Raw genomic sequence first — 25,146 nt, forward strand, 5'->3', positions numbered from 1 at the left:
TTTCGAAGAGAATTCACATAATCAATATAGACTACGAGCCACGCCGAAAGTTGCGTGCTATATACTTGCCATACGTAACGTGATATACCTTCAAGGGACAGGTTATTGAGAACCTTCCCGATATGGTATTTGGTTCGGGGGCACGTATGACAACGCAGGTTTCCATAGGGCGTCTACAGACTGTTAGTCCTGATCTATATCGTCAGAAATCAGAACTGACGGGCGGCATTCCGCGCACATATGCTCCCGGTGAAACCATCTACGATTATGACGACGATACGCCGCGTCTGCTTTTTCTCGTCAGCGGATGGGCGGTTTCCAGTAAGATGCTGCCGAACGGCACGCGCATCGTCATCGAGTTTGCGCTCCGTGGTGACATGATCTCCACTCCTTCGGTAGAACTGGCGCGCGAGACGGTACAGGCTCTCTCCAAAGTCACCGTCATGGAATTCCCGGATTTCACCTCCCATACAACCCTGGACGTTTCTTCGCGACTCTATCGCATCGTACTCACCGAGATGATGCGGCGGCAGGCGCGCATGTCCGAGCGGCTCGCCAATATCGGCCGCCGTGACGCTCTGGAGCGCACTGGCCACCTGCTGCTCGAGCTGGCGACCCGGCTTGGTCCGTCGCGGCTAAAGCCGAACTTCGATGGTTTCGAATGCCCGCTGACGCAAGCCGATATCGGCGATGCCGTCGGCCTGTCGACGGTACATATCAACCGCGTCCTCAGGGATATGAGGTTGGGCGGACTTTTGTCGTTCCGCAATGGCATCGTCGAATTTCTCGACCGCCACAAGCTCGCGGAACTCGTCGATTTCGACGAAACCTATTTCACGCCGCATATGATTTAAAGTCCGGCGCGAGCGCGCTCGCGTTATTTCAAGTCGATAACAATCGTGAGGCGAATATTTTTAGACTTTATTAACATATGTTAATGTCCGACTAAATAGAATCAGCGATTATCCTTCTTGTGATCAGGTAAGTTACATTTCAAGGACAGGAGGAATGCTATGAGTCAACACGAAATTTATCGGTTTGGTTCGGTATATCTATTCAGTTACTTTGAAATAATACCTACTCATATGGATTCTGAAGAATAGAGGCCAAGTGTGGAGTAAGGAGTAACGGCCATGGACAGGCAGTCTTTAGCGAATGAGAAATTTGGGACAGAAACAGCAACCCGTCTTATTTCAGTCCGCGCGTCGGATTCATTGCGGGCTTTCACCGCGGCAGGCGCGGTAAGTACCGACGAATGCGAGGACTATCTTCTCCTAATCGATGCCCGAGCTTTGGACAGGGAATGCCTGTCCCGGAGCCTGACGGAATATGACGAAAGCATGAATATCGTCACCGTCGGATCATTCGAAGAATGGCAGAAGCGCCGTATGCAGAGCGAACCGTCCGCAATTCTTTTCATGATCGGCGGACGCAAGGTTTCGGATGCAGACGTCTGCGATAAGATCTCCGCCCTTGCGGAGAGGTTCAAGGCAAGCCCCGTTATTGTCGGGGCTGAGAGCGACGAACTTGCGCAACTTCTCAAAGCGCTGGAATGCGGCGCTCGCGGTTACATCCCGACCAGCGTCGGAATCAATGTCGCCGCCGAAGCCGTAGCGCTCGCCCGTGCAGGCGGCGTGTTCGTGCCGGCCAGCAGCATTCTCGCTGCCAAGGAGGTCATCGCCTCTGTAACCAGCGGAACACGCTGCGCCGACAGTCTGTTTACGCCGCGTGAAGTCGTCGTCGCCGAAGCTCTTCGGCGCGGCAAGGCCAACAAGATTATCGCCTATGAAATGGACCTTTGCGAAAGCACGGTCAAAGTACACATCCGCAATATCATGAAGAAACTGAATGCGACGAACCGGACGGAAGTCGCCTACAAGATCAGGGAATTCGTGAGATAGTATCAGCTTTGTGCCAATAAGCTTCGCCGGTGCCGTTTAAACGCGGCGCTGGCGAAATACTTTTTAACCTCGAATATTCGGAATGCTTGAACCTGCAGCCTCGCTTGCATTCTGCGGAATGGATTGCAGCAGCGTCTGTCGCGCTGAGGCAAGATGGGTACGGCAAGCCCTGTCGATCCACTCCGGATCGCGGGATTGCAACGCCTCGATATAATCGAGATGTTCGGTGATGGCGCGCGCATTGCGCTCTCGGGCGAAGGCCTTGTTCCACTGATAGTGATAGTGAAAAACGATGGCGATCGCGTCGTAGAAATCGGCGATGAAGCGGTTGTTCGAGGCGCGATGGATGAGAAGGTGAAAGCGCTCGTCGAGCTGCGAGAAATCGCGATAACGCGCCTCGAAATCCTCTTGCAAGTCATAGTGCTCTTGCTTGATGGCCGCCAGAGCGGTCCAGGCCGGATGTCCTGCCGGCAGGCGCCCGAACTCGGCAGCCGAATGCAGCTCGAACATTTCGCGCACCTCGGCAAGCTCCAGAGCGAATTCGCTGGTAAACCCCTTCAGGATCCAATGACTGTTCGGTCGCTTTTCGATCAGACCGAAGCGGCTGAAGCGGATGAGGAATTCGCGCACGACAGACGTTCCCGTGCCGATCTCGCGCGCCAGTTCCAATTCGTTGATCTGCATTCCGGGCTGCGCTTCGTCGGAGAGGATGCGCAGCATGAAGCTGCGTTCGATGATGTCGTGCAGCGAATTGGTCTCTTCTTCCGGAAAGAAATCGGCTTCGGTCGGCTGACGCAGCACGGTCTTCTGCCGCTTGTTCCAGCGGATGATGCCAGCGTCACTTAGACGCAGCAGAATGGCGCGCGCCGTGCTGCGGCTAATGCCAAGTTCGGCAGCGATTTCAGGCTCGGTCGGCAAGGCGGCGTCCAGCTTCAGTCCGGCGACATAGCGATTATACGCATCCTTGAAGAGCGTGTTTTGTCTCGCCATTTTCCCCCTCTTTTATAGTCCGCGGCCCCACGTCGACGGCGATGTCTGACCCATGATCGAGTGGCAGTCAAATTCGGGAATGCCGCCGGATGCGCCGCGATTGTGTCCTCTCCTGTCGCGCCCGACCTCCTCCCAGGTTGGTGAGCGATTTCCTCGTTGACACCAAAATGTTTATTGTAGATAAAAAACAAAATCAATCGGCAATGGTCCCCAAGCCAATGCCGAAAAACAAGATTGTTCAGGGAGAGGACATTGAACAGCCAACCTTGGATCCTTCTGTCGGAAGGCGACAATGTTGCGGTGGCGACGGCGGCGATTGCGGCTGGTGCTACGGTCGCCAATGGGGTTGTGACACGCGACAAGATCGATCCCGGCCATAAGTTCGCCATTCAAGACATCGCCATCGGCATGCCCGTCGTGAAATACGGCCAAGCGATTGGCCGCACGACAGCCGAGGTCAAGGCTGGCGATCATGTCCACAGCCATAACCTTCACTTCGAAAATGACCGCCTTGCTGCGACCGCCAACGCGGCGCCGGAAGCAGCAACTGAGGCCGACAAGGCTCGGACGTTCATGGGCTTTCGCCGTGCCGACGGCCGGGCGGCAACGCGCAACTATATCGGCATCATTGCCAGTGTGAACTGTTCCACCACGGTTTGCCGCGCCATTGCAGAAGAGGCAAACCGGACGCTCCTGCCCCATTATGACGGCATCGATGGTTTCGTGCCGATCGTCCACGACCAGGGTTGTGGCATGAGTTCGACCGGCGACGGCATGCAGACGCTGCATCGCACGCTTGCCGGCTACACCCGTCATGTGAATTTTGGTGGCGTGCTGATGATCGGCCTCGGCTGCGAGGTCAACCAGCTCACGCTTTATGGCCAGAGCGGCGCCGGCGCCAGCAAGCGGCATTTCAACATTCAGGATGCCGGTGGCTCGCGCCGCGCCGTGGCGCTCGCCATGGGTGTCCTGAAGGAGATCGCTGAGGAAGTCGGTCAGGCTCGCCGCGAGCCCATCTCGATCAGCGAGATCATCGTCGGCCTGCAATGCGGTGGCTCCGATGGTTTCTCTGGCATCACCGCCAATCCGGCGCTGGGTGCTGCCGCCGATTTGCTGGCGGCTGCGGGCGGCACGGCAATCCTGTCGGAGACCTCGGAAATCTACGGTGCGGAGCATTTGCTGCGCAGCCGCGCGATCAGCGACGCGGTCGCCGCCAAACTCGATGCGAAAATCGACTGGTGGGAAAAATATGTCGCCATGCACGGCGCCTCGCTCGATAATAATCCCTCACCCGGCAACAAGCGCGGCGGGCTTACGACCATTCTGGAAAAGTCGCTCGGCGCTGTGGCCAAAGGCGGTCGCTCGCCCCTGACAGCCGTTTACAGCTACGCCGAACGGGTAACGGACCATGGCCTCGTCTTTATGGACACGCCCGGTTATGATCCAGTTTCGGCAACCGGCCAGGTGGCAGGCGGAGCGAATATGATCGCCTTCACGACAGGTCGCGGCAGTTGTTTTGGCTCTCGCCCAGCGCCTTCGTTCAAGCTGTCGAGCAATTCGGCGCTTTACCGATCTATGGAAGAGGACATGGATATCGATTGCGGTACCATAGCCACTGGCGAGGCGACGATATCGGGCAAAGGCCGCGAGATCTTCGAACTGATCATCGAGATTGCGTCGGGCAAGAAGACGAAAAGCGAAACCTTCGGCTATGGCGACAACGAGTTCGTTCCCTGGCACCTCGGAGCGACGCTTTAAATAGGTAATGCATGCCATCACAAGGGAGAGGTGATGAAGAGGAGAAGAATCGGCAGGACAAGCCTGGAGGTCACCGAATTCAGTTTCGGGGCCGCAGCGCTCGGCGGTCTTTACCGCACCTGCCCACGTGACCAGGCCATGAACACCCTGCAGGCGGCGTGGGATAGCGGTATCCGCTATTTCGATGTTGCGCCTTGGTACGGCTTCGGTCTCGGTGAACGCCGCGTCGGCGATTTCCTGCGCGACCAGCCGGAAGACAGCTATGTCCTTTCGACCAAGGTCGGGCGGCTGATGCGGCCGGTTGCGAGCGACAAGGTCCCGAACTACGGCTATGTCGACCCCCTGCCCTTCGATGCGGATTATGATTATTCCTATGACGGCATCATGCGGTCGGTCGACTTCAGCTATGCCCGCCTCGGCCTCAACCGCATCGACATTCTCTACGTTCACGATATCGGCGGCTACACCCATGGCAAGGCGCTGAATGAGCACCATCTCGGCCAGTTCCTGGGCTCCGGGCTGAAGGCATTGGAGGAGCTGAAGTCCTCGGGCGCGATCAAGGCTTATGGTCTCGGCGTCAATGAGGTACCGATCTGCCTCGACGTCATGCGTGAGGCGGACATCGACTGTATCCTGCTCGCTGGCCGCTATACCCTACTCGACCGTTCGGCGGTGGCTGAGCTGCTGCCGCTCTGCGAGAGGAAAGGCACGTCGCTTGTGGTTGGCGGCGTCTTCAATTCCGGCATTCTTGCGACCGGCCCCGTGCCCGGCGCGCATTTCGATTATCTTCCGGCGACAACGGACGTTTTGGCCCAGGTCAAGGCGATGGAAGATATCGCCCAGCGCCATGGCCTGCCGCTTGCCGCACCGGCAATACAGTTTCCGCTTCGCCATCCGTCCGTGGCTTCGGTGCTGATCGGCACAGCGAAACCGGAAAGTCTCATCCGCAATATGCAGCTCGTGGAGCCTGAGCTTCCGGCCAGCCTCTATGCGGAATTCGAAGGATTGACCCTGGTCGCGCCACCCTTGGGAGACGAAGCTGTCCGGGTTTGAAAAAGAATAAGGAGCTATCGGGCCGCCGCGAGAGGCGGCTCCGAGGAGGAGGAAAGCCTGTTTTGGCGTGGATGGTACCGCGTGGTCCCGAAAAATATGAGGATTGCGCAACAAACATCTCCGCGATGCGTGAGCCCGTCAGGGCTCACGATACCGAGCCGCAAGCGTTCAACGGCCGGTGTGCAGGAGCAGAGCGCGTTGAGAGGAGAAATCAATGAACATCGCCAAATCCCTTCTGTCCCGCCGCACTTTTGCCGGTCTTGCCGGCGCGGCGATCATTGCCGTCGCCATGCCGGTGCAATCCTTCGCGGCCGATGTGACCATCCCGATCATCGTCAAGGATACGACATCCTTCTACTGGCAGATCGTTCTTGCCGGCGCTCGCCAGGCGGGCAAGGATCTTGGCGTCAAGGTGCCGGAACTCGGCGCCCAGTCGGAATCCGACATCAACGGTCAGATCAGCATTCTCGAAAACGCCGTTGCCGGCAAACCGGCAGCCGTCGTTATCGCGCCGACCGAACGCAAAGCACTCGGCAAGCCGGTGGATGAGGCCGCGAAGTCCGTGCCAGTGGTCGGTATCGACTCGGCCGCCGATTCCAAAGCCTTCGTATCCTTCCTGACGACCGACAATACGGCCGGCGGACGCATCGCCGCTGACGGTCTTGCCGCAGCGATCAAGGGTATGACCGGCAAGGAAGAAGGCGAAGTCGCCATCATCACCAGCCTGCCGGGTGTCGGCTCACTCGATCAGCGCCGCCAGGGCTTTCTGGACGAGATCAAGAGCAAGTATCCTGGCCTGAAGGTCGTCGCCGATAAATATGCCGACGGTCAGGCCACGACCGGCCTCAACATCATGACCGACCTGATCACGGCCAATCCGAAGCTTGTCGGCGTCTTCGCCTCGAACCTGATCATGGCGCAGGGCGTCGGCCAAGCGATTGCCGAAAACAAGCTCGGCGACAAGATCAAGGTCATCGGCTTCGACAATGACGACAAGACCGTCGGCTTCCTGAAGTCCGGCGTTCTCGCCGGCCTCGTCGTCCAGGACCCTTATCGTATGGGTTATGACGGCATCAAGACGGCGCTAGCCGCCTCCAAGAAGGAAAAGGTCGAGGCTAATGTCGACACCGGCGCAAACCTCGTGACCAAGGCGAATATGAGCGATCCGAAGATCGACGCCCTGATCAATCCGAAGGTCAAGTAACGAGCTGAGGGCCGCGCCTGGGAGGCCGGGCGCGGCCTGTTTTCATTCCAGCTTCGTTTGCGGAGACGAACGGAGCGAGTGATCGGTTAAGGGAGGAGAGCCATGACGAACCTCGAAGAGATCAGTCATCGACACGATGACAATATCCGGACGGAAGCAAACCGCGTTCCGGCGGGTTCGCCCATCCTCGAACTCAGGGGGCTGCAGAAGCGCTATGGCTATGTCGAGGCGCTGAAGCCCGCGACGATCACCTTTCTGGCGGGCGAAATCCACGCCATCGTCGGCGAAAACGGCGCCGGCAAGTCGACACTTATCAAACTCCTGACCGGTGTCATCACCAGGACGGCGGGTGAAATATTCTGGTGCGGTCATCCGGTCGGACTTTCCAATCCGAACGAGGCGATCGCCCGCGGCATCAATGCCGTGCATCAGGAGGTGGTGCTCTGCCCCCATCTGACCGTCGCGGCCAATCTTTTTCTCGGCGACGAGGTCAATCGCTTAGGGCTGATGCGCAAGAAGCAGATGGAGAAGCTGGCGCAGACCGTGCTTGACGATCTTGGCTTTGGCCTGCCGGCAGCCGCGCTGCTAAGCTCGCTCACCATCGGCCAGCAGCAGCTCGTAGCCACCGCCCGCGCCGCAATGCGCGGTACCCAATTCCTGATCTTCGACGAGCCGACGGCTTACCTTACCCGCAAAGAATCCGCGCAGCTCTTCAAGCTGATCCGCCGCCTGCAGGCCGAGGGCGTCACCATCGTCTATATCAGCCACCGTATGGAAGAGGTCTTCGAATTGGCGGACCGTGTCTCGGTCCTGCGTGACGGCACCCATGTCGGCACGCGCGCGGTCGGCGAGACCAATGAGGACGAGTTGATCAAGCTGATGATCAACCGCTCGATCGAGCAGATCTATCATAAGGAAGAGATTCCGATCGGCGAGACCATCCTGGAAACCCGCGGTCTCTCCGGCCCCGGCTTTGAAAATGTCTCCCTGAGCGTCCGGGCCGGCGAGATCGTCGGGCTCTATGGCTTGATCGGCGCCGGCCGCAGCGAATTCGCGCTTGGGCTTTACGGCCGTCAGCCACTGTCTGCGGGCGAGATCTACTGGCAGGGCCGGAAGGTCGATATTCGCAGCGAGCGGGATGCCATGGACCTCGGCATTGCGCTCGCGCCGGAAAGCCGCCGCGATCAGGGGCTTTGCCTCAACCTGCCGATCGGACTCAACATCAACCTGCCGGTGTTTAAGCGACTGAGCCAGGGGCCGATCATCAACAATAGCAGCGAAGCGGCCAATGCCGATCGGCAGATACGCGATCTCAGCATCAAGACGCCGAGCCGGCGGGTTCTCGTTTCGGCCATGTCCGGCGGCAACCAGCAGAAGGTCGTCATTGGCAAGTGGCTCAGCCACGGCGCCAAGCTCTTCATTTTCGATGAGCCGACCGTGGGCGTCGATGTCGGCACCAAGGCGGAGATCTACCGGTTGTTCGCCAAGCTCTTGCGGGGTGGCGCGGGCATCATCGTCATCTCGTCCTACCTACCGGAAGTCTACGAGCTCGCCGACCGGCTCCATGTCTTCCGCCGCGGCCAGCTCGTCGCCAGCCATGATTTTCACGCTGCCACGCATGAGGAAGTCCTCGGCGAGGCGATCGGCGTCTGAACGACACATAAGATAAGGATAGAAAGAGGGAGAACAACAATGGCCGCCAATACTACAGAAGGCCCCACCGTCGCACCGCGGCGCAAGATGAATATCCTCTTCAGCTTGACGCTGATCCTTCTTCTACTTGCTCTTTGGGTCGTCCTGGGCTTTTGGACAGACAAATTCTGGACGCCGCTCAACATCACCAACCTGATGCGCCAGGGCTCGATGACGGCGATCCTGGCCCTCGGCCAGACCTTCGTCATCATCACGGCGGGCATCGACCTATCCGTCGGCGCCATTGTCGGCTTCTGCACCGTTATCATCGCCTGGCTGCTGCAGGCCGGATTTCCGGTTTCCGCCGCCATTCTCATTACGCTGGCTTTCGGCGTGCTGATCGGCGCATTCCACGCCTTCGGCATCGTCCGCATGGGCCTGCCGCCGTTCATCATCACGCTGGCGACATTGACGTCCCTGCGCGGCATCGGCCTGCTCATCACCAACGGCTCGACGATCAATATCGTCAACGACGATTTCACCAATTTCGCCGTCGCCGATTTCTTGGGGATTCCGAGCCTGTTCTGGATGGTCATCCTCGTGGCGATACCGGCTTTCATCTTCCTGCATCTCAGCCGCTGGGGCCGCTATCTCTTCGCCGTCGGTTCGAACCGCGAAGCCGCGCGCCTCTCCGGCGTCAACGTCACCTGGATGATCTACCTCGCCTATATTCTGTCAGGCACCTGCGCCGCTTTCGTCGGTGTCCTGCTCGCCTCGCGCATCGCCATCGGCAATGCGACGCAGGCGGATGGCTGGGAATTGCAGGCAATCGCCTCTTCGGTCATCGGCGGCACCAGCCTTTTCGGCGCCGTCGGCTCCGTCTACGGCCCACTGATCGGCGCCTTCATCCTCGCCACCATCAACAACGGCGCCAACCTGCTGAACCTGAATTCCTTCTGGCAGCGCATCATCACCGGCGTGCTGATCATCGTGATCGTCTATTTCGATCAGTTGCGGCGGCGGCGTCTCTGAGGACTATCAAAATCGAATGACGATGTCGGCGGGCCGAAATGGCTCGCCGATTCACGTTGGCATCACGTGGTCAAACATTTCGAAGATGCGGCTACCGGCGTCACCTGGGCGAGCGACGGCATGGCTATAGCCTCGTCGGCCCCTCGACATCGAGGGATTTGCATCCCCTAGCGAATGACATCCGGCATCAGATCGAGACCAAGGTTTGAGCATCGATCACGCCGGCGATGGGCGTGACCTTTGCCAGCTCAAGTTCCTCAACAGATTGCGGAGCGGCTTTTCGACCGCTTCGTAGGCGCAGATGCCGAGTAAGGTACCCGAGATGACGCCGAGGAACGTCGCGACGTCGTAGGGCATCTGCGTGGATGCAACCATTTTGATGACCACCGAGATCGCCAGCGTGTGCCAGAGATAGATCGAATAGGAGCTGTTGCCGAGATAGGTGAGCAGCGGAATATTTGGCAGCTTACCGCTTCTCTCCAGCGATACCACGCCAAGCACGAGCGCCACGGCGAGCGGTGCGCATGTCACTTCATTGAAGTCGAGGCCGATAAGCTCGATGGCGGCAAAACCCGACAACGCGGCGATCGCCAAGGCAAGGCCAAGGCCGGCGCCCGGCGTCCTCCCCGCTAGCCACAGCCGGCCAAGGACTGCACCGGCGACGAACTCAAGGATGATTGGCTGCGTATAGGTGATAAACAGGGAGGATTGCGGATTGAAAATGTTGCCGGCGATGACGAACGCAAGGAAGACGCCGGCCATGCTGGCAAGCTGCAGACGGCGCGACAACAGCAAGGTCGCGGCGAAGATGACGTAGAAGAACATCTCGAAATTCAACGTCCATCCCTGCACGAGAACCGGCCAGATCTCTCCATTGCTCGGCGAGCGCACGGGGATGAAGAACAGCGAGCCTAAGACATGCCCGGCCGTCAGCTTCATATTCGGAAACAGGCCGGCAAGCCCACCCGCGATCATGATGCTGGTGACGATCCAGTAAGACGGGGCGATGCGCTGCAAGCGATCGAGCAGGAAACGCAATGGCGTCACCGGCCGGCGCTCGCTCATCGTCCACATGATGAAACCGCTGATGACGAAAAAGACGTCGACGCCAGCCGCTCCAATGCGGAAATGGCTGCCGGTGCGCTCTGCGGCGTGGAACAGGACCACGGCGAGAGCGGCAAAGCCGCGCAGATATTGAATGCCGTAGAGGGTCTTCATCTGCTGATCCGCGGCTCCCAATTCATCGATGGCGTAAACTCCATCCGATCGTCGGGAATGAGCGGGGCGGCCTTCGGCGCCCGCGTCTTCATCGTCAGCTTGCCCGCGGTGAAGTAAAACAGGAATGAGCCGACATGGTATGGATTGAGAATGTCGATCTCGACGAAGGCGCGGATCAGAAGCAGCGTCGCAACGCCGAGCAGAACATAGGATTCATCATTTCTAATGTCGCTCAGGAACCGCTTGATATGGCCGATGACGGCGGTGAGCAGGATCGCGATGAGCAGGCAGACGCCGATCAGGCCGGTCTCGACGGTCGTTTCGATGAAGGTGTTGTGGAAATGGAAGCCAGCGCGAGAGGCGATGTAGAATTCGTCCCACAAGCGCTCCGGCTCTGAAAAGCCCTGTACCCAATAGGCTTGGTAGCCGACGCCGAAGAAGGGATGCTGCCAGATTGCTTCGATGCCCTGTTGCCACAAATAGGTGCGACCCGTCAGCGTCGAGTCCTTACCGAAGGCACCGAGGACGAGGTCAACGCCACCGAAATTGACACCGGCGACAGCGACCGCCAAACCGGTTACGGCCAAAACGACAAAGAGCCTCTTACGCTGCCGAGGCGACAGGAACAGGATGCCCCGCATGCCGATACTGAGCACGACGACCAAGCCTGTGGTCAAAACCGAGGTCGCCGATTGCGAGGCGAGCAGGCAATAGGCGGACAGCAGGCCGGCAATGCCACCGCCCAGCAGCCAGATGCGGCGCTCGCCGAGGATGAAGACGGCGGCGAAGGCGAAATAAATGCCGAGCGAGGCGTAGAAGCCGAGCTGGTTCTTCGAGTCGAAGGCGCCGACGAAGCTGTAGGTGCCGTCGAGCGGGTCATAGGCGTAATAGCCGAAGAGGATCGAATAGAGCAGCACGAGGCCCACGCCGGCAATCCCGCCGCGTGTGAGAGTGCGAATATCCAGCGTGCGCATGGCGATCAATGCGCAGATGATGTGCGTCATGTACTGGATCGCAGCGCGTGCCGTAATGGATGGCACGGCAGACCAGAAGATCGACAGGCAGGTAAACACGCCGAAGGCGAAGAGCCAGAGCTGCTTTTGATAGTTGCCGAGCGTGCTGCGATAGCCGATCAGGACCAGCGGAAACCAGAGGCCATAGTAGGCAAGAATAGAGGCCTGCCCGAAGCGGGAGGAATAAGCGAAGACGAAGAAAGAGAGCGCAACCGCCACCATACCGTAGGTGGCGTTGCTCCCTGGACGAATAAAGGTCGATTTCGCGATCTGCATCGACCCTCCTTAACGCATGGCAAGACCGGCGCTGACCTTGATGAGGTCGCCAGGCAGGACCTGGGTGTTCTCATCGGCCGGAATTTCCTTCGGCTGCCCGTTATCATCCCGCACGATGGCATAGACGATATTGACGCTATGCCCGTTGGCATCGAGATTGCTGGCATCGGCCGATTGCGCGACCGCTTCCTGCATCAATGCCTGGCTGGTGGAGAGCTTGAGTTGCAGTGTTTCCAATTGGGTATCGGTGTCCTGCAAATCCTGCGCGAGCGAATTTTGCCAGTCGTTGCGCAGCGTATTTTCATCCTGGTCGGCCTTGCTGATGCTCTGCTTGGCATTCAGCGATGCCGTGTCGGTATCCAGCAGGTTGGTCTCCACGTCGGAGGCGCGCTGTTCGGCCGAAATCCTGCGGGAGGCAAGTTCCAACCCTCTTTCGGCCAAACTTTCGACCTTGTCGCGGTCCGCCTTGGCCAGGTCGAGCTGGCGGCTTAGCGTATCGGTCTTCTTCCCCAGCGCCTCGACTTCGCTTTGCAGCAGCACCTTCAAGTCTGCCAGCGCCTGCAACTGCGTCTTCATGCGCTCGCCGCGCGTTTTCATCAGGGCTTCTTCGCTGGCGAGCAGGTCGGCCGATTGTGGCAATTTCTGCAGCTCCGGCGGAACATCGATCTGATCTTTGCCGGCGACTTCTGCCAGAAGACGCGCCTTGCGGATCAACAGGCGTCCACGCTCGGCCATGAGGACGACGGCATCGCCCTTGGCATTGATGTAGTCCCGGGCAAAGCGCTGGCCGGCATCGGCGCGGTGCAGGCCGCCGCCAAGACTGACCGCCTTAAGGACAGTGAGGTTGGGCACGAAAGGATATTGGCCCGGATTCTGAACCTCGCCGGTGAGATAGATGGGCCGGAATTGCGAAAGCTCTACGGAAGCCGAGGGGCGATCGCGCAGGCCGAATTGTTTTTGCAGCCCGACGCCGATCGCTTCGGCGATTTCGTCCGTCGTCTTGCCGCTGGCCGGCATGTCACCGATGAAGGGGATGGAAACCGAGCCGGAGGGGCCGACGGTGTAATCACCTGATATCATCGACCAATCGCGGACCGAGCCCTCCGCCGTCTGCCATTCGGCAACGCGAATGTGCAGCTTGTCCATGACTCCCAGGTGATATCCCGGAAGATTATCGGCACCGGCATTACCCGACAGCATGCAGAGGCTGAGAAGCATAAGAGCTGCGCAACGAAAAGGTGTAGCCGTGCCAACGGACTTACCAGGAGACTGAATTTCAATCATGCAGGATCTTTCCAGTTATTGGATGCAGCCCGCACTTGCGGGAAAACCGCAGGCGCTTCGCTGCGGTATCTGCGTTCGCCATCAGTAGCTGCCACGCGATAGGCAGACCGCGGGAATGGTTTTGGCGATGATGACCACGTCGCTGCTCAGAGACCAGTTCTTGACGTAGTGGGTGTCGAAGGCAACACGGCTGGCATAGGACACGTCGTTACGACCGCTCACCTGCCAGAGGCCTGTCAGGCCCGGGCGGGATTGGAGGTAGTAGATCGCTGCGTGTTCGTAGAGCTCCAGTTCGTCTTCGACGACAGGACGCGGGCCGACGACGCTCATTTCACCGCGAATGATATTGATAAGCTGCGGCAGCTCGTCGAGGCTGAGTTTGCGAAGCACCGCGCCGACAAGGGTGACGCGGGGGTCGTCCTGCAGTTTGCGTGTTGCACGCCATTCTTCCATTGCTCTGGGATTGGCCTGCAGATAGGCCTTCAGAACCTTGTCGCCATCGACGACCATGGTACGGAACTTCAGGCAACGGAAGGTCTTGCCGTTGTGTCCGATGCGGCGATGTCCGTAAAAAACGGGACCCCGATCCGAAAGCTTTACCAGGAGCATAAGCATAAGGAAGATGGGGCTGATGAAAATCAGCGCCGTTAATGCAGTGGTGACGTCGAACGTCCTCTTCAAGAATCCACCTGTTGGCGGAAAGACGTCACGTTCCGGAGCGCTGAAAAAAGCCGATGTGGCCGATCTCGTCGCAGACTTCATAGAGATGACTCCATTCATGTTGGCGAATTGGTCGGAAATGTCTCGGTCGCCTAGTTAGGGCTATGCAGTGAGGAGTGTAGGTGGCGATTATGATTTTTTAAGCCAAATTTTTGTGGCGACACGGAATCGGGGTCGGGTTTTACCCCCGATGCATTAGATTTCTTAAGTTTAGACATTCCTTATATAATATTTATACTAAAGAATGTATTGTATAGACGGCTAAAAAATGCGCATCTTACGTTACGGATGGCGATGGGAGAGAATGTTAACGGCTATAGCGCGGATTTGTTCATCCGGTCTTGTTGGAATAGGCTTTGCTCACTCTTGAGCGTTCATGCGCAATCTTGATTTTTCACCGAAAATATTGCGTTGCAACACCATATTGCGGCGCACATATTGCCGCTCGCGACGGCCGAACTTTGTAATAAAAGTTGATTGAATTGATTAAATTCTGGCTCGGCCGCGTCCGATCACTAAGGTCATTAAAATTGTATATATTTACAAACTGGACAACTTTAATAAGAAATATGGAGAAAGAGAAAACATATGGGCTGCAATTGCACGTATTATGGAGGAGTAGTTTTAACAGGTGATGCGCTAAAGTCGTATTCGTTCAAAATCGTAAACGGACCGCGGTCATTTAGTTGAATCTAAAAGATTCATTAAATATATTTGGCTTGTGGGTCTTATTAAGGGAGGCAAGGCCTTGATCGCTCTTTTCCTGATGACTGTGTGCGCGAGGTAACGCCATGTATGCGCCACGCGTTTTCATCAGCATGCTCGGCGCCCTGGCGGTATTTGCCATCGCGACCTACTTCCTGACGCATTCTTTTTCGACCACGTTGGTCGAAACGGTAATTTGCGCCGTGCTACTGCAGATCGGTTACTTTATTGGCATCCTCTTCCTCGTATGGAAGGAGCGGACTGCGCGACAGGCATTGCTGCGTCAAAACACGGCTGCCACATCGTTGCGTGATGACGAAAAGGTCACCGGCCTACACGCTTCAAATCTCAATCGCTCCGAACGCTTCAACCCCTGAGGTCGCCGCCAGCGGATCTTTTGACGGTGACGTGCTTGCCTATGGCTGATGTCGTCCTAAGTCTCCCGCGGAATAATGGAGGCTGATGTGACTGACAGTGCCGAAAACAATGTCTGTGTAATTATTGCCGCGAAGAATGCCAGCGACACCATTGGCCTTGCCGTCGCTTCTGCACTTCGCGAGCCCGAAGTGGCAGAAGTCGTTGTTATCGACGATGGCTCGATAGATGGCACCGCCGCCTCCGCCGGCCTCGCGGACGACGGCAGCGGGCGTCTGATCATCCATGAATTCGAGAAAAATCGCGGCCCAGCGGCAGCACGCAACCATGCGATCGAGGTTTCGCGCGCTCCCCTGATCAGCATCCTCGATGCCGATGATTTCTTTTTTCCAGGGCGGTTCAAGCCGTTGCTCGCAAGCGACGATTGGGATTTCGTCGCTGACAACATCGCTTTCGTCAATGCCGATACGGTTCCCGATGCGATTACAATGCTCGATCATTTCGATCCGAAGCCGCGTTTTCTCGATCTGGTCGCCTTTGTCGAAGGCAACATTTCCAAGCGCGGCGTCCGGCGCGGCGAGATCGGCTTCCTGAAGCCGTTGATGCGCCGATCGTTTTTGGATGCTCATGGCCTGCGCTACAACGAAGCCCTGCGCCTCGGTGAGGACTACGATCTCTACGTACGGGCGCTTGCAAAGGCTGCACGCTACAAGGTCATCCATAGCTGCGGCTATGGCGCAGTGGTGCGCAGCAACTCCCTGAGCGGCCAGCATCGCACCGAGGATCTGCATCGGCTTTACCAAGCCGATCGGGCGATCCTGTCAGCCGGCGGGCTTTCCCCGGCCGACGCAGCCGCCATCCGCCGCCATGAGCAGCATGTTCGCAGCCGCTATGAGCTGCGGCGCTTTCTCGATATCAAGGGACAATCGGGCCTGGCAGCGGCCGCCTCTTACGCATTGGGCAAGCCCACCGCCATTCCGGCCATTGCCGGCGGCATTCTTGCCGACAAAACGGAACGTTTCCGGAAGGGCGGCGGGGTGCCGATCGCGCATTCGGGAACGAACGGCCTGCGCTATCTGCTGCAGGCCGCTCCTGAATAATGCTTCTCGCTATCAGAAGTAGTCGCGGCGCACGCCTTCGATAACGTCGAAGAAGCGTTGCTTGCGGCTGGCAAGGGCGGCGTCGGCGCTCAATTGCGGCTTCGCCTTGCTGGCCTGCCAAAGCGCGAGCGCCGAGGGCACGGCAAGCGCCTGCTTCGCCATCACCCTGAGGCGGGTCTGTTCGGGATCGGCAAGGACCACCGTTCCCCCATGCCGGTGCTTCTCCAGCTCTTCGGTGGCGTGCTCGTCCCGTTCGAAACCGACGCCCCAGAACCGGGCACCCTTGGCAATCGCTTCCGCGCGGGTGGAAACCGGAATGTGTTTTGGCGCATAGGTGACGCCGAGCGAGCGAGCCCAGTCGTTCCACTTGAAGCTATTGATCGCCCGTGACGTACTGACGGCGATCCACGGTACCCGGAAGGCATCGGCCAGGATTGCGCCATGCATGGACTCGGCGACAATCAGCTCGGAGGTCGCAATCTCGCGGATCACGGCCTTGGCCTCGCCGCGGGGGTCGAGATAGGAGAGGCCGACGGTCTTGCAGATCTCCGGCCATAGGCCCGCTGCCGCCGACTCCCAATGCGGGACGAAGGTGCGGCGATTACTTTTCGGCAGGTTTTTGAATTCCGGCATTTCGGTCACCATCACGGCCGGATCGATGACGCCCATGTCCTGCGGAAGGCCTACCTTTTCCGCCGTCAGCGGGCCGCGAACGCTGCGGATATCCCACTTGGTCCTGTCGCTCATGTCGGGAAGCGAGCCGTAGCCGAAGCCGCTGCCAATCACGAGCTTGTGGCCGTCGAGCGGCAGGATCAGGGTGTTGAGTACGGTTCCGACACCGACCAGCAGTGTTTCTTTATGAACGTCGCGCAGGCCGGGAAGCAGGAAATCCCAGAGCCAGAGATTGAGATCGTCACCGAAATTACCATGGGTGGATTCCCAGTGGAACGGCTTCATGCAGGTCTCCTTGGTGATGTAGATAATAGCTGAACATACGTTGGCTCTTCAGTAACAGGTATGGACAGCTTTGCTGCAGGTGCGAAAACTAGGGCGCCAACTTGCCCGCGGCAAGCTGCACCGCACTCTGCAATATTGCCGGGTCTTTCCACGCCCATTGCGCCAGTAGCCCAAGTTGCGGCAAACGCTTGCGCCGCAACTGCCGCGCCTGGCTCCACAGCGCCTGTTTGCGGGCGCGGTTTTTATAGGCGCGAATGGCCGCTATATCCTGCGGCCGGCGCAAGAACCGCTGTTCCAGCGTATTAAGCGCGGTCCAGGTGTTGAATTGCTGCCGGAGGAATTGCGGTGAATCATTATCAATGCTGTGAAAGATATTCATGCCTTCGCCACGCAGCGCGCCGGTATCTTCACACAACAACACGCGTTTGGCCGCCAGGATGCAGTCGCAGAAGAACAACACATCCTCTGCCGCCAGCCGCAATGCGGCCTCGAAACGGATTTTCTCGAACAGTGGTCGGCCGATCACCATGCAGGAGAGATGCAGAAAGCTCCAATCTTTCAGCATGACGCTGGCGATATCAGGAACTTCGATAAGCGACGGCGTTTGGGAGAGACGGGTGGCATTCACTGATTTTGCCAGTTCCGCCATGCTGAAATGGTAGGAGAACTCCTCGCCCCCTTCGATCGAGTCCCAATAACAATCAGCATCGTGCCGCGTCAGTGCTTCGAAGGCGTTGCTGAGATGTTGCGGCGCCCATTCGTCGTCGGAATCCAGGAGGGCGACAAAACGGCTTGAAGCCGGCACGTTGTCGAGGCCGGTATTGCGTGCGCCACCCGGTCCCGCATTGGCCTGACGGATAACCGTAATTCGCGCCCGCTCTTCTTCGCTAAGCGCCTGAAGCTCGTTTTCTGCCGGAAGCGGCGATTCATCGTCGACAATGAGGATATCGAAATCCTGAAACACCTGCTTGGATATCGATGTCAATGCACGCTGCAAAATGCCTGTCTGCCTCTGGTAGAAGGGAATAACAATCGTGATCGACGCCATTTTCGAGCCTTTACGGTTTTCAATAAAGAGTTTGTGGCCCCTTTTCATAGGGACCGCCATGCGCTTTTCGACACTCTCCATCGCTGAATTTTCAGCCGGTCCCGAAAGACAGGATGTCGCCGTGGCCTCAACAGTTAGTGCCCGATCTGTTCCGAACAATGACGGAGAGTGCGTTTTATCGAGAACGAGAGCATTTGCCATCGTCGACATCGTAACCTTCGTCGGCTCAAGCAGAAGGTCGAAAACGAAATCGCAACCCATAAGTGAGTGATCTTATTCGCATTTTCTCAATAAGCTTGCATCATCGCCCTATTTTGATCACGATTGATCGTGCGATCTGCGGCAATGCAAAAAAATCCTCGGCCGGTGGAAAAAAATTTGGTGCTGCCGCAGCGTGTAATTCCACGCTATCGCGTTAACATTATACCACTCTTAAAATCGTTTTAAACCAACCACTTCCATAGGTATTAATCCGATTGAATTAGATGTTTCTTCATCTCTTTCATCGCGCCAGGACACGTCTGTGAGGCCATATACCCCGGTTTTTTGCTGCAGTGCCATATTTCCTTTCGCCAGATCGCCCTAGCTTACGTCTGCGGGCTCTAGTCTGCTCTGGTTGAAACGGCTGCAAGGGGGGAGCGGTCCGAAAAAGGGGTGACAGCTATCGTGAATGTGACTGCCAACGTGTCTTCGCGGATCAATCTCATGCGCATCGTGCTCATCTCGGGCATCGTATTTGTACATATCCCGTTTGATACGGATTCCAGCCCATTCAACGGCGCCTATGGCCTCTTTGATTGGCTTCGGGTCTTCCTGCGCGACAGCCTATTTCGCGTGGGCGTTCCCTGCCTGAGCGCCATTTCCGGCTATTTGCTTTTCCGCCACGGCGCGGCCTCGCTGGACTACGGCAAGACCGTCCGCCGCAAGACAAGGACCGTTCTCCTGCCATTTCTGCTATGGAACAGCGCCTTTTTTCTTTTTGTGCTGATCCTGCAGGCCAGCGGTATCGGCGATGGCTATCTGCCGGATCTGACGAATGCCAGCCCGCGCACCCTCGCTACACTTCTGTTTGCCACCGAAGGCGCGCCGATTGATTTGCCCCTCTATTTTCTGCGCGATCTCTTCGTTTGCATCCTGCTTTCGCCGCTGCTGGCGATACTGATCCGCCGCTACCCGCTGCCGACGCTGGTATTTCTGCTGATGCTCGCGGCGTTGCCGGTACCGCTTGGCATCGTGCTCAGGAACTCCATCCTCTTCAGCTTCAGTTTCGGCATCTATCTCAGCCTCTATCGCATCGATCTAACCATCATCGACCGATACGCGGCCCCCATCGGCGCAGCCTTTCTCGCACTCGCGATTCTGTGGGCGACAGTGGCTTATTTGACCGCGCCGGAACCGCCAGTATGGCTGGAATTCAGCCGGGATATGATGGTGCTCGCCGGTATTCCAGGCTTCTGGGCGCTGTCGGCAATCCTGATCAAGAGCAAGGTTGGTCAGCAATTGGCGGAAACCGGCGGCTTGAGCTTCTGGATCTTCTGCGCCCATCACCCGCTGCTGCTGAGCCTCTGGATTCTGTGGAACCGAACCGGCGTGGATCTCTATCCCGTCTTCTACCTGCTGGCCGCCGCCATCACCCTGACGGTGCTGCCTTTGACCAACGGCATGGCGCGCAACGCCCTGCCCTCTTTCTACAATCTACTGACCGGCAGCCGCATGCGGCCGCGTGTCGAAGCCCTGGCCGATGGCCGGCGGGCAACCTCCGAGTAAAGGTGACACATGACGAAACCGATCTTCCATTCCCGGGGACTTAACCTTGTTGCATTCGCAGTCTTGAGCGTCGGTCTCATCCCTTGCGCAGTTTCCGCGCAGGAGGATCAGCCGAACGGCAAGTCTTTCGTCGACAATTTCGACCGGATCGACAGCGGCCGGTGGTTCGTTTCGGATGGCTGGAACAACGGCCCGCACCAGAACTGCACCTGGTCCAAGAAGGAGGTCAGTGTCGAGGGCGGCATGCTGCAGCTTCAATTCACCCAGGCCAAGACCGGCCAACGGGACTATGCCTGCGGCGAGATCCAGACGACCAAGACCTATGGCTACGGCACCTATGAGGCGCGTTATCGCACCGCGACCGGCTCCGGCCTTAATTCGGCTTTCTTCACCTATATAGGTCCGACCGACAAGAAACCGCACGACGAGATCGATTTCGAAGTGCTCGGCAAGAACCTCGGACAGGTTCAGGTCAATCAATATATTGGCGCCAAAGGCGGCAATGAGAAACTCGTCCCGGTCGCCGGCGGCGCCGATCAAGGCTTCAACGATTACGCCTTCGTCTGGGAAAAGGATCGGCTCCGCTACTACCTGAACGGCAAGCTCGTCCAGGAGGTTACCGATCCGTCGAAGATCCCGACGCATGCGCAGAAGATCTTCTTCAGCCTTTGGGGCACAGACACGTTGAGCGGCTGGATGGGCAAGTTCGCCTATGGCGGTGGGCCGGCGACCATGCAGATCGATCGCGTTGCCTTCACGGCAGCGGGCGATAAGTGCCAGTTCCCGGAATCGGTCGCCTGCAAGATCAACTGAAACATTCCGGCTGCGAAGCGGATTTCGCAGCCGGAGCAATGAACGTGGTGCAACACGAACGAAACGAGGCACCTGGCATCCGACCGGGTACGAGAGCGGAAGTTTTCATGCTGCATATTCTCTATTTCGTCCACGATCTCGCCGACCCCGCCGTCCGCAGGCGGGTGCTGATGCTGCAGGCGGGTGGGGCGAAAGTAACGCTGGCAGGCTTTCGGCGCGATGACAACGCGTTGGCTGCCGTGCACGGTGTCGAACCGATCGAACTCGGGCGGACGCGTGATGCGCAGTTCGCACAGCGTATCGCTGCCGTTGCCAAGTCTGCTCTGCAACTGCGCGGATTGCTGCGTTCGATTGAAAAGCCAGACGTGATCATCGGCCGCAATCTTGAAATGCTGGCCGTGGCCAATCGCGCCAAGTCGATCTTCGGCGGCGATATGCCCGTTGTCTACGAGTGCCTCGATATTCACCGACTGCTGCTGCGCAAGGACGCCTTCGGCGGCGCCCTTCGTGGCATCGAGCGCCATTTCGGCGCGGATGCGGCGCTGCTGCTGACCAGTTCGCCGGCCTTTGTCGAGCATTATTTCCGCTCTCGCTCGGGCCTCGACCTGCCGATCCTCCTTCTCGAGAACAAAGTCCTGGCGATCGAGGGTATCGGGGCTGAAATTACCGTTGCGCCGCGATTGCCGGCCGCCAACGAGCCCTGGAAGATCGGCTGGTTCGGCGCGCTTCGCTGTCGCAAATCACTGGAAATGCTTGCTGAATTTTCACGTCAGATGGAAGGCCGCTTCGAGATCGTCTTGCGTGGCCGGCCGGCCTATTCCGAGTTCAGTGATTTCGATGGCTTCGTGCGCGATGCGCCTTTCATGCGCTTCGGTGGCCCCTACAAAAATCCCGAGGATCTCGCGGCGATCTATGGCGAGGTGCAGTTCTCGTGGGCGATCGACTTCTTCGAAGAAGGGCTGAATTCCAATTGGCTGTTGCCGAACCGTCTCTATGAAGGCGGCCTGCATGGCGCCGTGCCGATCGCCTTCAATGGCACTGAAACCGCACGGTTCCTGGCAAACCGAAAAATTGGGCTGACGCTCGAGAAGGCGGATGCTGCGCACCTTGTCGCCCTCCTGGGCGACATAAATAAGGAGCGCTACCTCGCCGCTTTCAACGCCTTGGCCGCGCAGGACCGCAGGCAATGGATGACCGACCGCGCCGAATGCCAAGGATTGGTGCAGCGGCTGGCCTCCCTTACCCGCGCCAGTGGCCAAACCGCCGAATTAAAAGCCCTCCCACAAATGCATCGCAATAGAGGTGGATTGCAATGAAGACCGGAATTCCCATGGATATGCGTTGCTTAATCGTTATTCCCTGCCTCAATGAGGAGAAGCATATCGAGCCGCTGATTGCCAAGCTCGGTAGTGCTCTGGACGAACTTGATGCCCGGATCGTGGTTGCCGATGGTGGTAGCACGGATAGAACGCGCGACATCGTCAAGGAGATCGCCGCAGCCGATCCGCGCATTCTCCTGCTCGACAACCCGAAGCGGCTACAAAGTGCTGCGATCAATCTTGCCATCGAAACCTTTGGCCGCGACTACGATTATTTCATTCGCATCGACGCCCATGGCGATTATCCCAGCGACTACTGCCAGATCCTCGCGCAGGAGGCGCAGGCGACTGGGGCGGATTCGGTTGTCGTCGCCATGCGTACCATGGGCTTTAGCGCTTTCCAGAAGGCGACGGCGGTGGCGCAGAATTCCAAGCTCGGCAATGGCGGCTCAAAGCACCGCGAAGGCGCCAAGGGGCATTGGGCCGATCACGGTCATCATGCGCTGATGCGCATCACTGCTTTCCGCGCCGTCGGCGGCTATGACGAAGCCTTCAGCCACAATGAGGATGCCGAGCTCGACTATCGCCTGCGGAAGGCCGGCTACCGCATCTGGCTCACCGACAAGACGGCGATGACCTATTATCCGCGCTCCAGCGTTCCGACGCTTTTCCGACAGTATCTTGGCTACGGCCGCGGCCGTGCCCGCAATATCCTCAAGCACCGCAGCATGCCGAGCGTCCGCCAGATGCTGCCGCTGGCCGTGGTGCCGATCTCCGTCGGCGCGTTTCTGGCGATCCTCAGTTGGATTGCGGTCGTTCCCATCAGCCTTTGGGCTTTTGCATGCGTTGCCTACGGCTTCTGGATCGCGCTCGGCGAGCGGAATCCGTACGGACCTCTCGCCGCCGTCTCGGCCATGGTTATGCATTTTGCCTGGTCGATGGGTTTCTGGATGGAAGTCTTCAGCTTCCGTGCACGCAAGGTGGTGTCATGACGCGAAACCCGGAGCGCCGATCCGTGAGGATCGATATCGCCGTTTGCACCTATCGCCGCGCCGAGCTGGATCAGACGCTGCTGTCGCTGGCGGTCTTGACCGTTCCTGTGGGCGTTACTGTCCGTATCATCGTTGCCGACAATGACGTGACGCCAAGTGCACGCCACCGCGTCGAAGCCATGCGTTCGGCGGTGCCTTTCGAGATTGCCTATGTGCATTGCCCCGCTTCGAACATTTCGATCGCTCGCAACGCCTGCCTCGAGCATGCGACCGGCGATTTCGTGGCTTTCATCGACGACGACGAGACCGCATCCGAGGATTGGCTGGCCGAATTGCTGGTGACCGCGGATACCACCGGAGCCGACGCGGTGCTCGGCCCCGTCAGCGCCGTCTATCCGAACGTCGCGCCGGGCTGGATGCGGCGCGGCGATTTCCATTCGACATTGCCGGTCTGGGTCTCCGGCGATATCCGCACGGGCTATACCTGCAATGCCCTGCTGCGACGCAACGCGCCGTCGCTTGCCGGCCGCCGCTTCAACATCGCGCTGGGGCGCAGCGGTGGCGAAGATACGGAATTTTTCGCCCACATGCATAGGGCGGGCGGGAAGATCGCCTTTGCTGAGGATGCCATGGTCTACGAACCCGTGCCAAGTGGGCGGGCAACGGTTGCCTGGCTCACGAAGCGACGGTTCCGCATGGGGCAGACGCATGGGCGGATGCTGCTGGAGACGTCGGCCGGTCTTCGCCGGTGGAAGGCGATCGCGCTGGCTGGCGCCAAATCCGGCTATTGCTTTGCCGCCGCCGCGCTTCTCGCCGCTTTTCCCGTGCAGCGCCATCGCTACGGCCTGCGTGGCATCATGCACGCCGGCGTCGTCAGCGGCCTGTTCGGTGTCCGCGAAATCGAACAATACGGAAGTTTGGAGAAAGCACCGCAATGACGGATTTCATCCCTGATGTCAGTTTCGTCATCGCAGCCTACAACGCCGAGGACACTCTGGAGCGCGCCATTGACAGCGCGTTGGCGCAGGGTGCCGTCAGCATGGAGGTGATCGTCGTCGACGATTGTTCCAGCGACAATACCCCGACGATTGCCGGCAACCACCCCGATCCGCGCGTTCGGCTCGTTGCCATGCCCCGTAACGGCGGTCCCGCCGCGGCACGCAATGCCGGCCTTGACGCCGCTCGCGGCCGTTGGGTTGCCGTGCTTGATTCCGACGATGCGCTACGCCCGGACCGCATGGCACGGCTGATTGCACGGGCCGAAAAGGCCGAGGCCCAGATCGTCGTCGACAATCTCGATGTTATCAGGGGAGCGGATGAGGCGGCGGGCATGATGTTTCCGGAAGCCGTACTCGCGCGCCTGCCGGTTCTGACGCTGCAGAAATTCATCATGTCGAACATGATTTTCCGCTCCGAGCATAATTTCGGCTACATGAAGCCCGTCTTCGAGCGCGCCTTTCTCGAGAAGCACCACCTGCGCTTCGACGAGGCCCTCAGGATCGGCGAGGACTATATTTTTCTCGCCTCCGCATTGGCTAAAGGCGGCGTCTGCGCTGTCGAACCGACAGCCGGTTATCTCTATTACATTCGCGAAGGTTCGATCTCGCGCGTGCTGAAGCGGCAAGATGTCGAGGCGATGATTGCCGCCGACCAGAAGTTTTTCTCTACACATCCTTTCGGTGCCGCCGCTCTGGCCGCCCAACGGCGACGGACGCGCAACCTGAAAGAAACACTATCCTTCCTAATGCTTGTCGACAGCATCAAGGACGGTTCCTTACCGAACGCGCTGAAAATTGCCTGCTGCAATCCGGGCGCGGTTCGTCATTTGCGCATGCCGATCGCGGCCCGTCTGCGTCGTCTTGCCGCCCTTCTTCGGGGCAACGGCGAGACAACCGTCCTGCAGGGCGGCGGCGAAGTCGCGTCGGCGTCCCCGATCTCCCCCTCCCTCCCCAGTTTGGGCGCAGGCCCTCACTCTAACAAAGGATAGAG

Annotated in this window: 22 protein-coding genes; 15 read left to right on the top strand and 7 right to left on the bottom strand. The window is 58.5% G+C overall.

The features are described from left to right. Nucleotides 1–146 precede the first annotated feature (146 nt). Nucleotides 147–854, top strand: coding sequence for a Crp/Fnr family transcriptional regulator (locus tag QA648_RS25335; protein ID WP_283054159.1), 708 nt, complete (start codon nt 147–149; stop codon nt 852–854). A 486-nt stretch (nt 855–1,340) separates the two neighbouring features. Further along, on the top strand, nt 1,341–1,901 hold the full coding sequence (locus tag QA648_RS25340) for a response regulator transcription factor (RefSeq protein WP_311319463.1): 561 nt from the start codon (nt 1,341–1,343) through the stop codon (nt 1,899–1,901). A gap of 63 nt (nt 1,902–1,964) precedes the next feature. Here QA648_RS25340 and QA648_RS25345 read toward each other — a convergent pair whose 3' ends face one another. Then, nucleotides 1,965–2,891 carry a GntR family transcriptional regulator gene (locus QA648_RS25345; RefSeq protein ID WP_283054160.1) on the bottom strand — a complete coding sequence of 309 codons (927 nt, stop codon included), beginning with the start codon at nt 2,889–2,891 and terminating at the stop codon, nt 1,965–1,967. A gap of 252 nt (nt 2,892–3,143) precedes the next feature. Between QA648_RS25345 and QA648_RS25350 the strand changes: the two genes are divergently transcribed. From QA648_RS25350 to QA648_RS25370, 5 genes are all read left to right on the top strand, one after another. Continuing rightward, nucleotides 3,144–4,649, top strand: coding sequence for an altronate dehydratase family protein (locus QA648_RS25350; protein ID WP_283054161.1), 1,506 nt, complete (start codon nt 3,144–3,146; stop codon nt 4,647–4,649). Between the two features lie 33 nt (nt 4,650–4,682). Beyond that, entirely contained in the window at nt 4,683–5,702 is a 1,020-nt protein-coding gene (locus QA648_RS25355; protein WP_283054162.1) for an aldo/keto reductase, read from the top strand. A 214-nt stretch (nt 5,703–5,916) separates the two neighbouring features. Further along, nucleotides 5,917–6,906, top strand: a complete 990-nt coding sequence (locus tag QA648_RS25360; protein ID WP_104826631.1) for an ABC transporter substrate-binding protein — start codon at nt 5,917–5,919, stop codon at nt 6,904–6,906. 102 nt (nt 6,907–7,008) lie between these two features. After that, complete coding sequence (locus tag QA648_RS25365) at nt 7,009–8,559, top strand: sugar ABC transporter ATP-binding protein (protein ID WP_283054163.1); 1,551 nt, start codon at nt 7,009–7,011, stop codon at nt 8,557–8,559. Between the two features lie 39 nt (nt 8,560–8,598). Beyond that, entirely contained in the window at nt 8,599–9,570 is a 972-nt protein-coding gene (locus QA648_RS25370) for an ABC transporter permease (protein ID WP_104826629.1), read from the top strand. 216 nt (nt 9,571–9,786) lie between these two features. On the opposite strand, the gene QA648_RS25375 is transcribed toward QA648_RS25370, so the two are convergent. The 4 genes from QA648_RS25375 to QA648_RS25390 all read right to left on the bottom strand — a co-directional run bounded on the left by QA648_RS25375 (nt 9,787) and on the right by QA648_RS25390 (nt 14,123). Further along, nucleotides 9,787–10,788 (bottom strand): acyltransferase, encoded by a 1,002-nt coding sequence (locus QA648_RS25375; RefSeq protein WP_283054164.1) that lies wholly within the window; start codon nt 10,786–10,788, stop codon nt 9,787–9,789. Then, nucleotides 10,785–12,077 (bottom strand): O-antigen ligase, encoded by a 1,293-nt coding sequence (locus QA648_RS25380; protein ID WP_260305036.1) that lies wholly within the window; start codon nt 12,075–12,077, stop codon nt 10,785–10,787. Before QA648_RS25380 ends, QA648_RS25375 begins: the two co-directional genes overlap by 4 nt. A 9-nt stretch (nt 12,078–12,086) precedes the next feature. Continuing rightward, the gene (locus QA648_RS25385; protein ID WP_283054268.1) at nt 12,087–13,277 is read right to left on the bottom strand and encodes a polysaccharide biosynthesis/export family protein; all 1,191 of its coding nucleotides are present in this window, start codon (nt 13,275–13,277) and stop codon (nt 12,087–12,089) included. 165 nt (nt 13,278–13,442) lie between these two features. Beyond that, the gene (locus QA648_RS25390; RefSeq protein ID WP_260305035.1) at nt 13,443–14,123 is read right to left on the bottom strand and encodes a sugar transferase; all 681 of its coding nucleotides are present in this window, start codon (nt 14,121–14,123) and stop codon (nt 13,443–13,445) included. A 749-nt stretch (nt 14,124–14,872) separates the two neighbouring features. Here QA648_RS25390 and QA648_RS25395 point away from each other — a divergent pair. Next, complete coding sequence (locus QA648_RS25395) at nt 14,873–15,163, top strand: exopolysaccharide production repressor protein (protein ID WP_260305034.1); 291 nt, start codon at nt 14,873–14,875, stop codon at nt 15,161–15,163. 87 nt (nt 15,164–15,250) lie between these two features. Beyond that, nucleotides 15,251–16,261, top strand: a complete 1,011-nt coding sequence (locus tag QA648_RS25400) for a glycosyltransferase family 2 protein (RefSeq protein WP_260305033.1) — start codon at nt 15,251–15,253, stop codon at nt 16,259–16,261. A gap of 12 nt (nt 16,262–16,273) precedes the next feature. On the opposite strand, the gene QA648_RS25405 is transcribed toward QA648_RS25400, so the two are convergent. Together QA648_RS25405 and QA648_RS25410 are read right to left on the bottom strand one after the other, a co-directional pair. After that, nucleotides 16,274–17,218: a polysaccharide pyruvyl transferase family protein gene (locus tag QA648_RS25405; RefSeq protein ID WP_283054165.1), complete on the bottom strand. Its 945-nt coding sequence runs from the start codon at nt 17,216–17,218 to the stop codon at nt 16,274–16,276. An 88-nt stretch (nt 17,219–17,306) separates the two neighbouring features. After that, nucleotides 17,307–18,266 carry a glycosyltransferase family 2 protein gene (locus tag QA648_RS25410; protein WP_283054269.1) on the bottom strand — a complete coding sequence of 320 codons (960 nt, stop codon included), beginning with the start codon at nt 18,264–18,266 and terminating at the stop codon, nt 17,307–17,309. A gap of 654 nt (nt 18,267–18,920) precedes the next feature. On the opposite strand from QA648_RS25410, the gene QA648_RS25415 reads away from it, so the two are divergent. The 6 genes from QA648_RS25415 to QA648_RS25440 all read left to right on the top strand — a co-directional run bounded on the left by QA648_RS25415 (nt 18,921) and on the right by QA648_RS25440 (nt 25,144). Then, on the top strand, nt 18,921–20,033 hold the full coding sequence (locus tag QA648_RS25415) for an acyltransferase (protein ID WP_283054166.1): 1,113 nt from the start codon (nt 18,921–18,923) through the stop codon (nt 20,031–20,033). Between the two features lie 9 nt (nt 20,034–20,042). Beyond that, entirely contained in the window at nt 20,043–20,846 is an 804-nt protein-coding gene (locus QA648_RS25420) for a glycoside hydrolase family 16 protein (protein WP_260305030.1), read from the top strand. 107 nt (nt 20,847–20,953) lie between these two features. Next, complete coding sequence (locus tag QA648_RS25425; protein WP_283054167.1) at nt 20,954–22,162, top strand: glycosyl transferase family 1; 1,209 nt, start codon at nt 20,954–20,956, stop codon at nt 22,160–22,162. After that, nucleotides 22,159–23,157: a glycosyltransferase family 2 protein gene (locus tag QA648_RS25430; RefSeq protein ID WP_283054168.1), complete on the top strand. Its 999-nt coding sequence runs from the start codon at nt 22,159–22,161 to the stop codon at nt 23,155–23,157. Before QA648_RS25425 ends, QA648_RS25430 begins: the two co-directional genes overlap by 4 nt. Then, nucleotides 23,154–24,095: a glycosyltransferase family 2 protein gene (locus QA648_RS25435; RefSeq protein ID WP_283054169.1), complete on the top strand. Its 942-nt coding sequence runs from the start codon at nt 23,154–23,156 to the stop codon at nt 24,093–24,095. The genes QA648_RS25430 and QA648_RS25435 overlap by 4 nt, the downstream gene beginning before the upstream one ends. Continuing rightward, the gene (locus tag QA648_RS25440; protein ID WP_283054170.1) at nt 24,092–25,144 is read left to right on the top strand and encodes a glycosyltransferase family 2 protein; all 1,053 of its coding nucleotides are present in this window, start codon (nt 24,092–24,094) and stop codon (nt 25,142–25,144) included. The genes QA648_RS25435 and QA648_RS25440 overlap by 4 nt, the downstream gene beginning before the upstream one ends. The last annotated feature ends 2 nt before the right edge of the window (nt 25,145–25,146 follow it).

It is taken from the genome of Rhizobium sp. CB3171 (assembly GCF_029714265.1).
Taxonomy (GTDB): Bacteria; Pseudomonadota; Alphaproteobacteria; order Rhizobiales; family Rhizobiaceae; genus Rhizobium.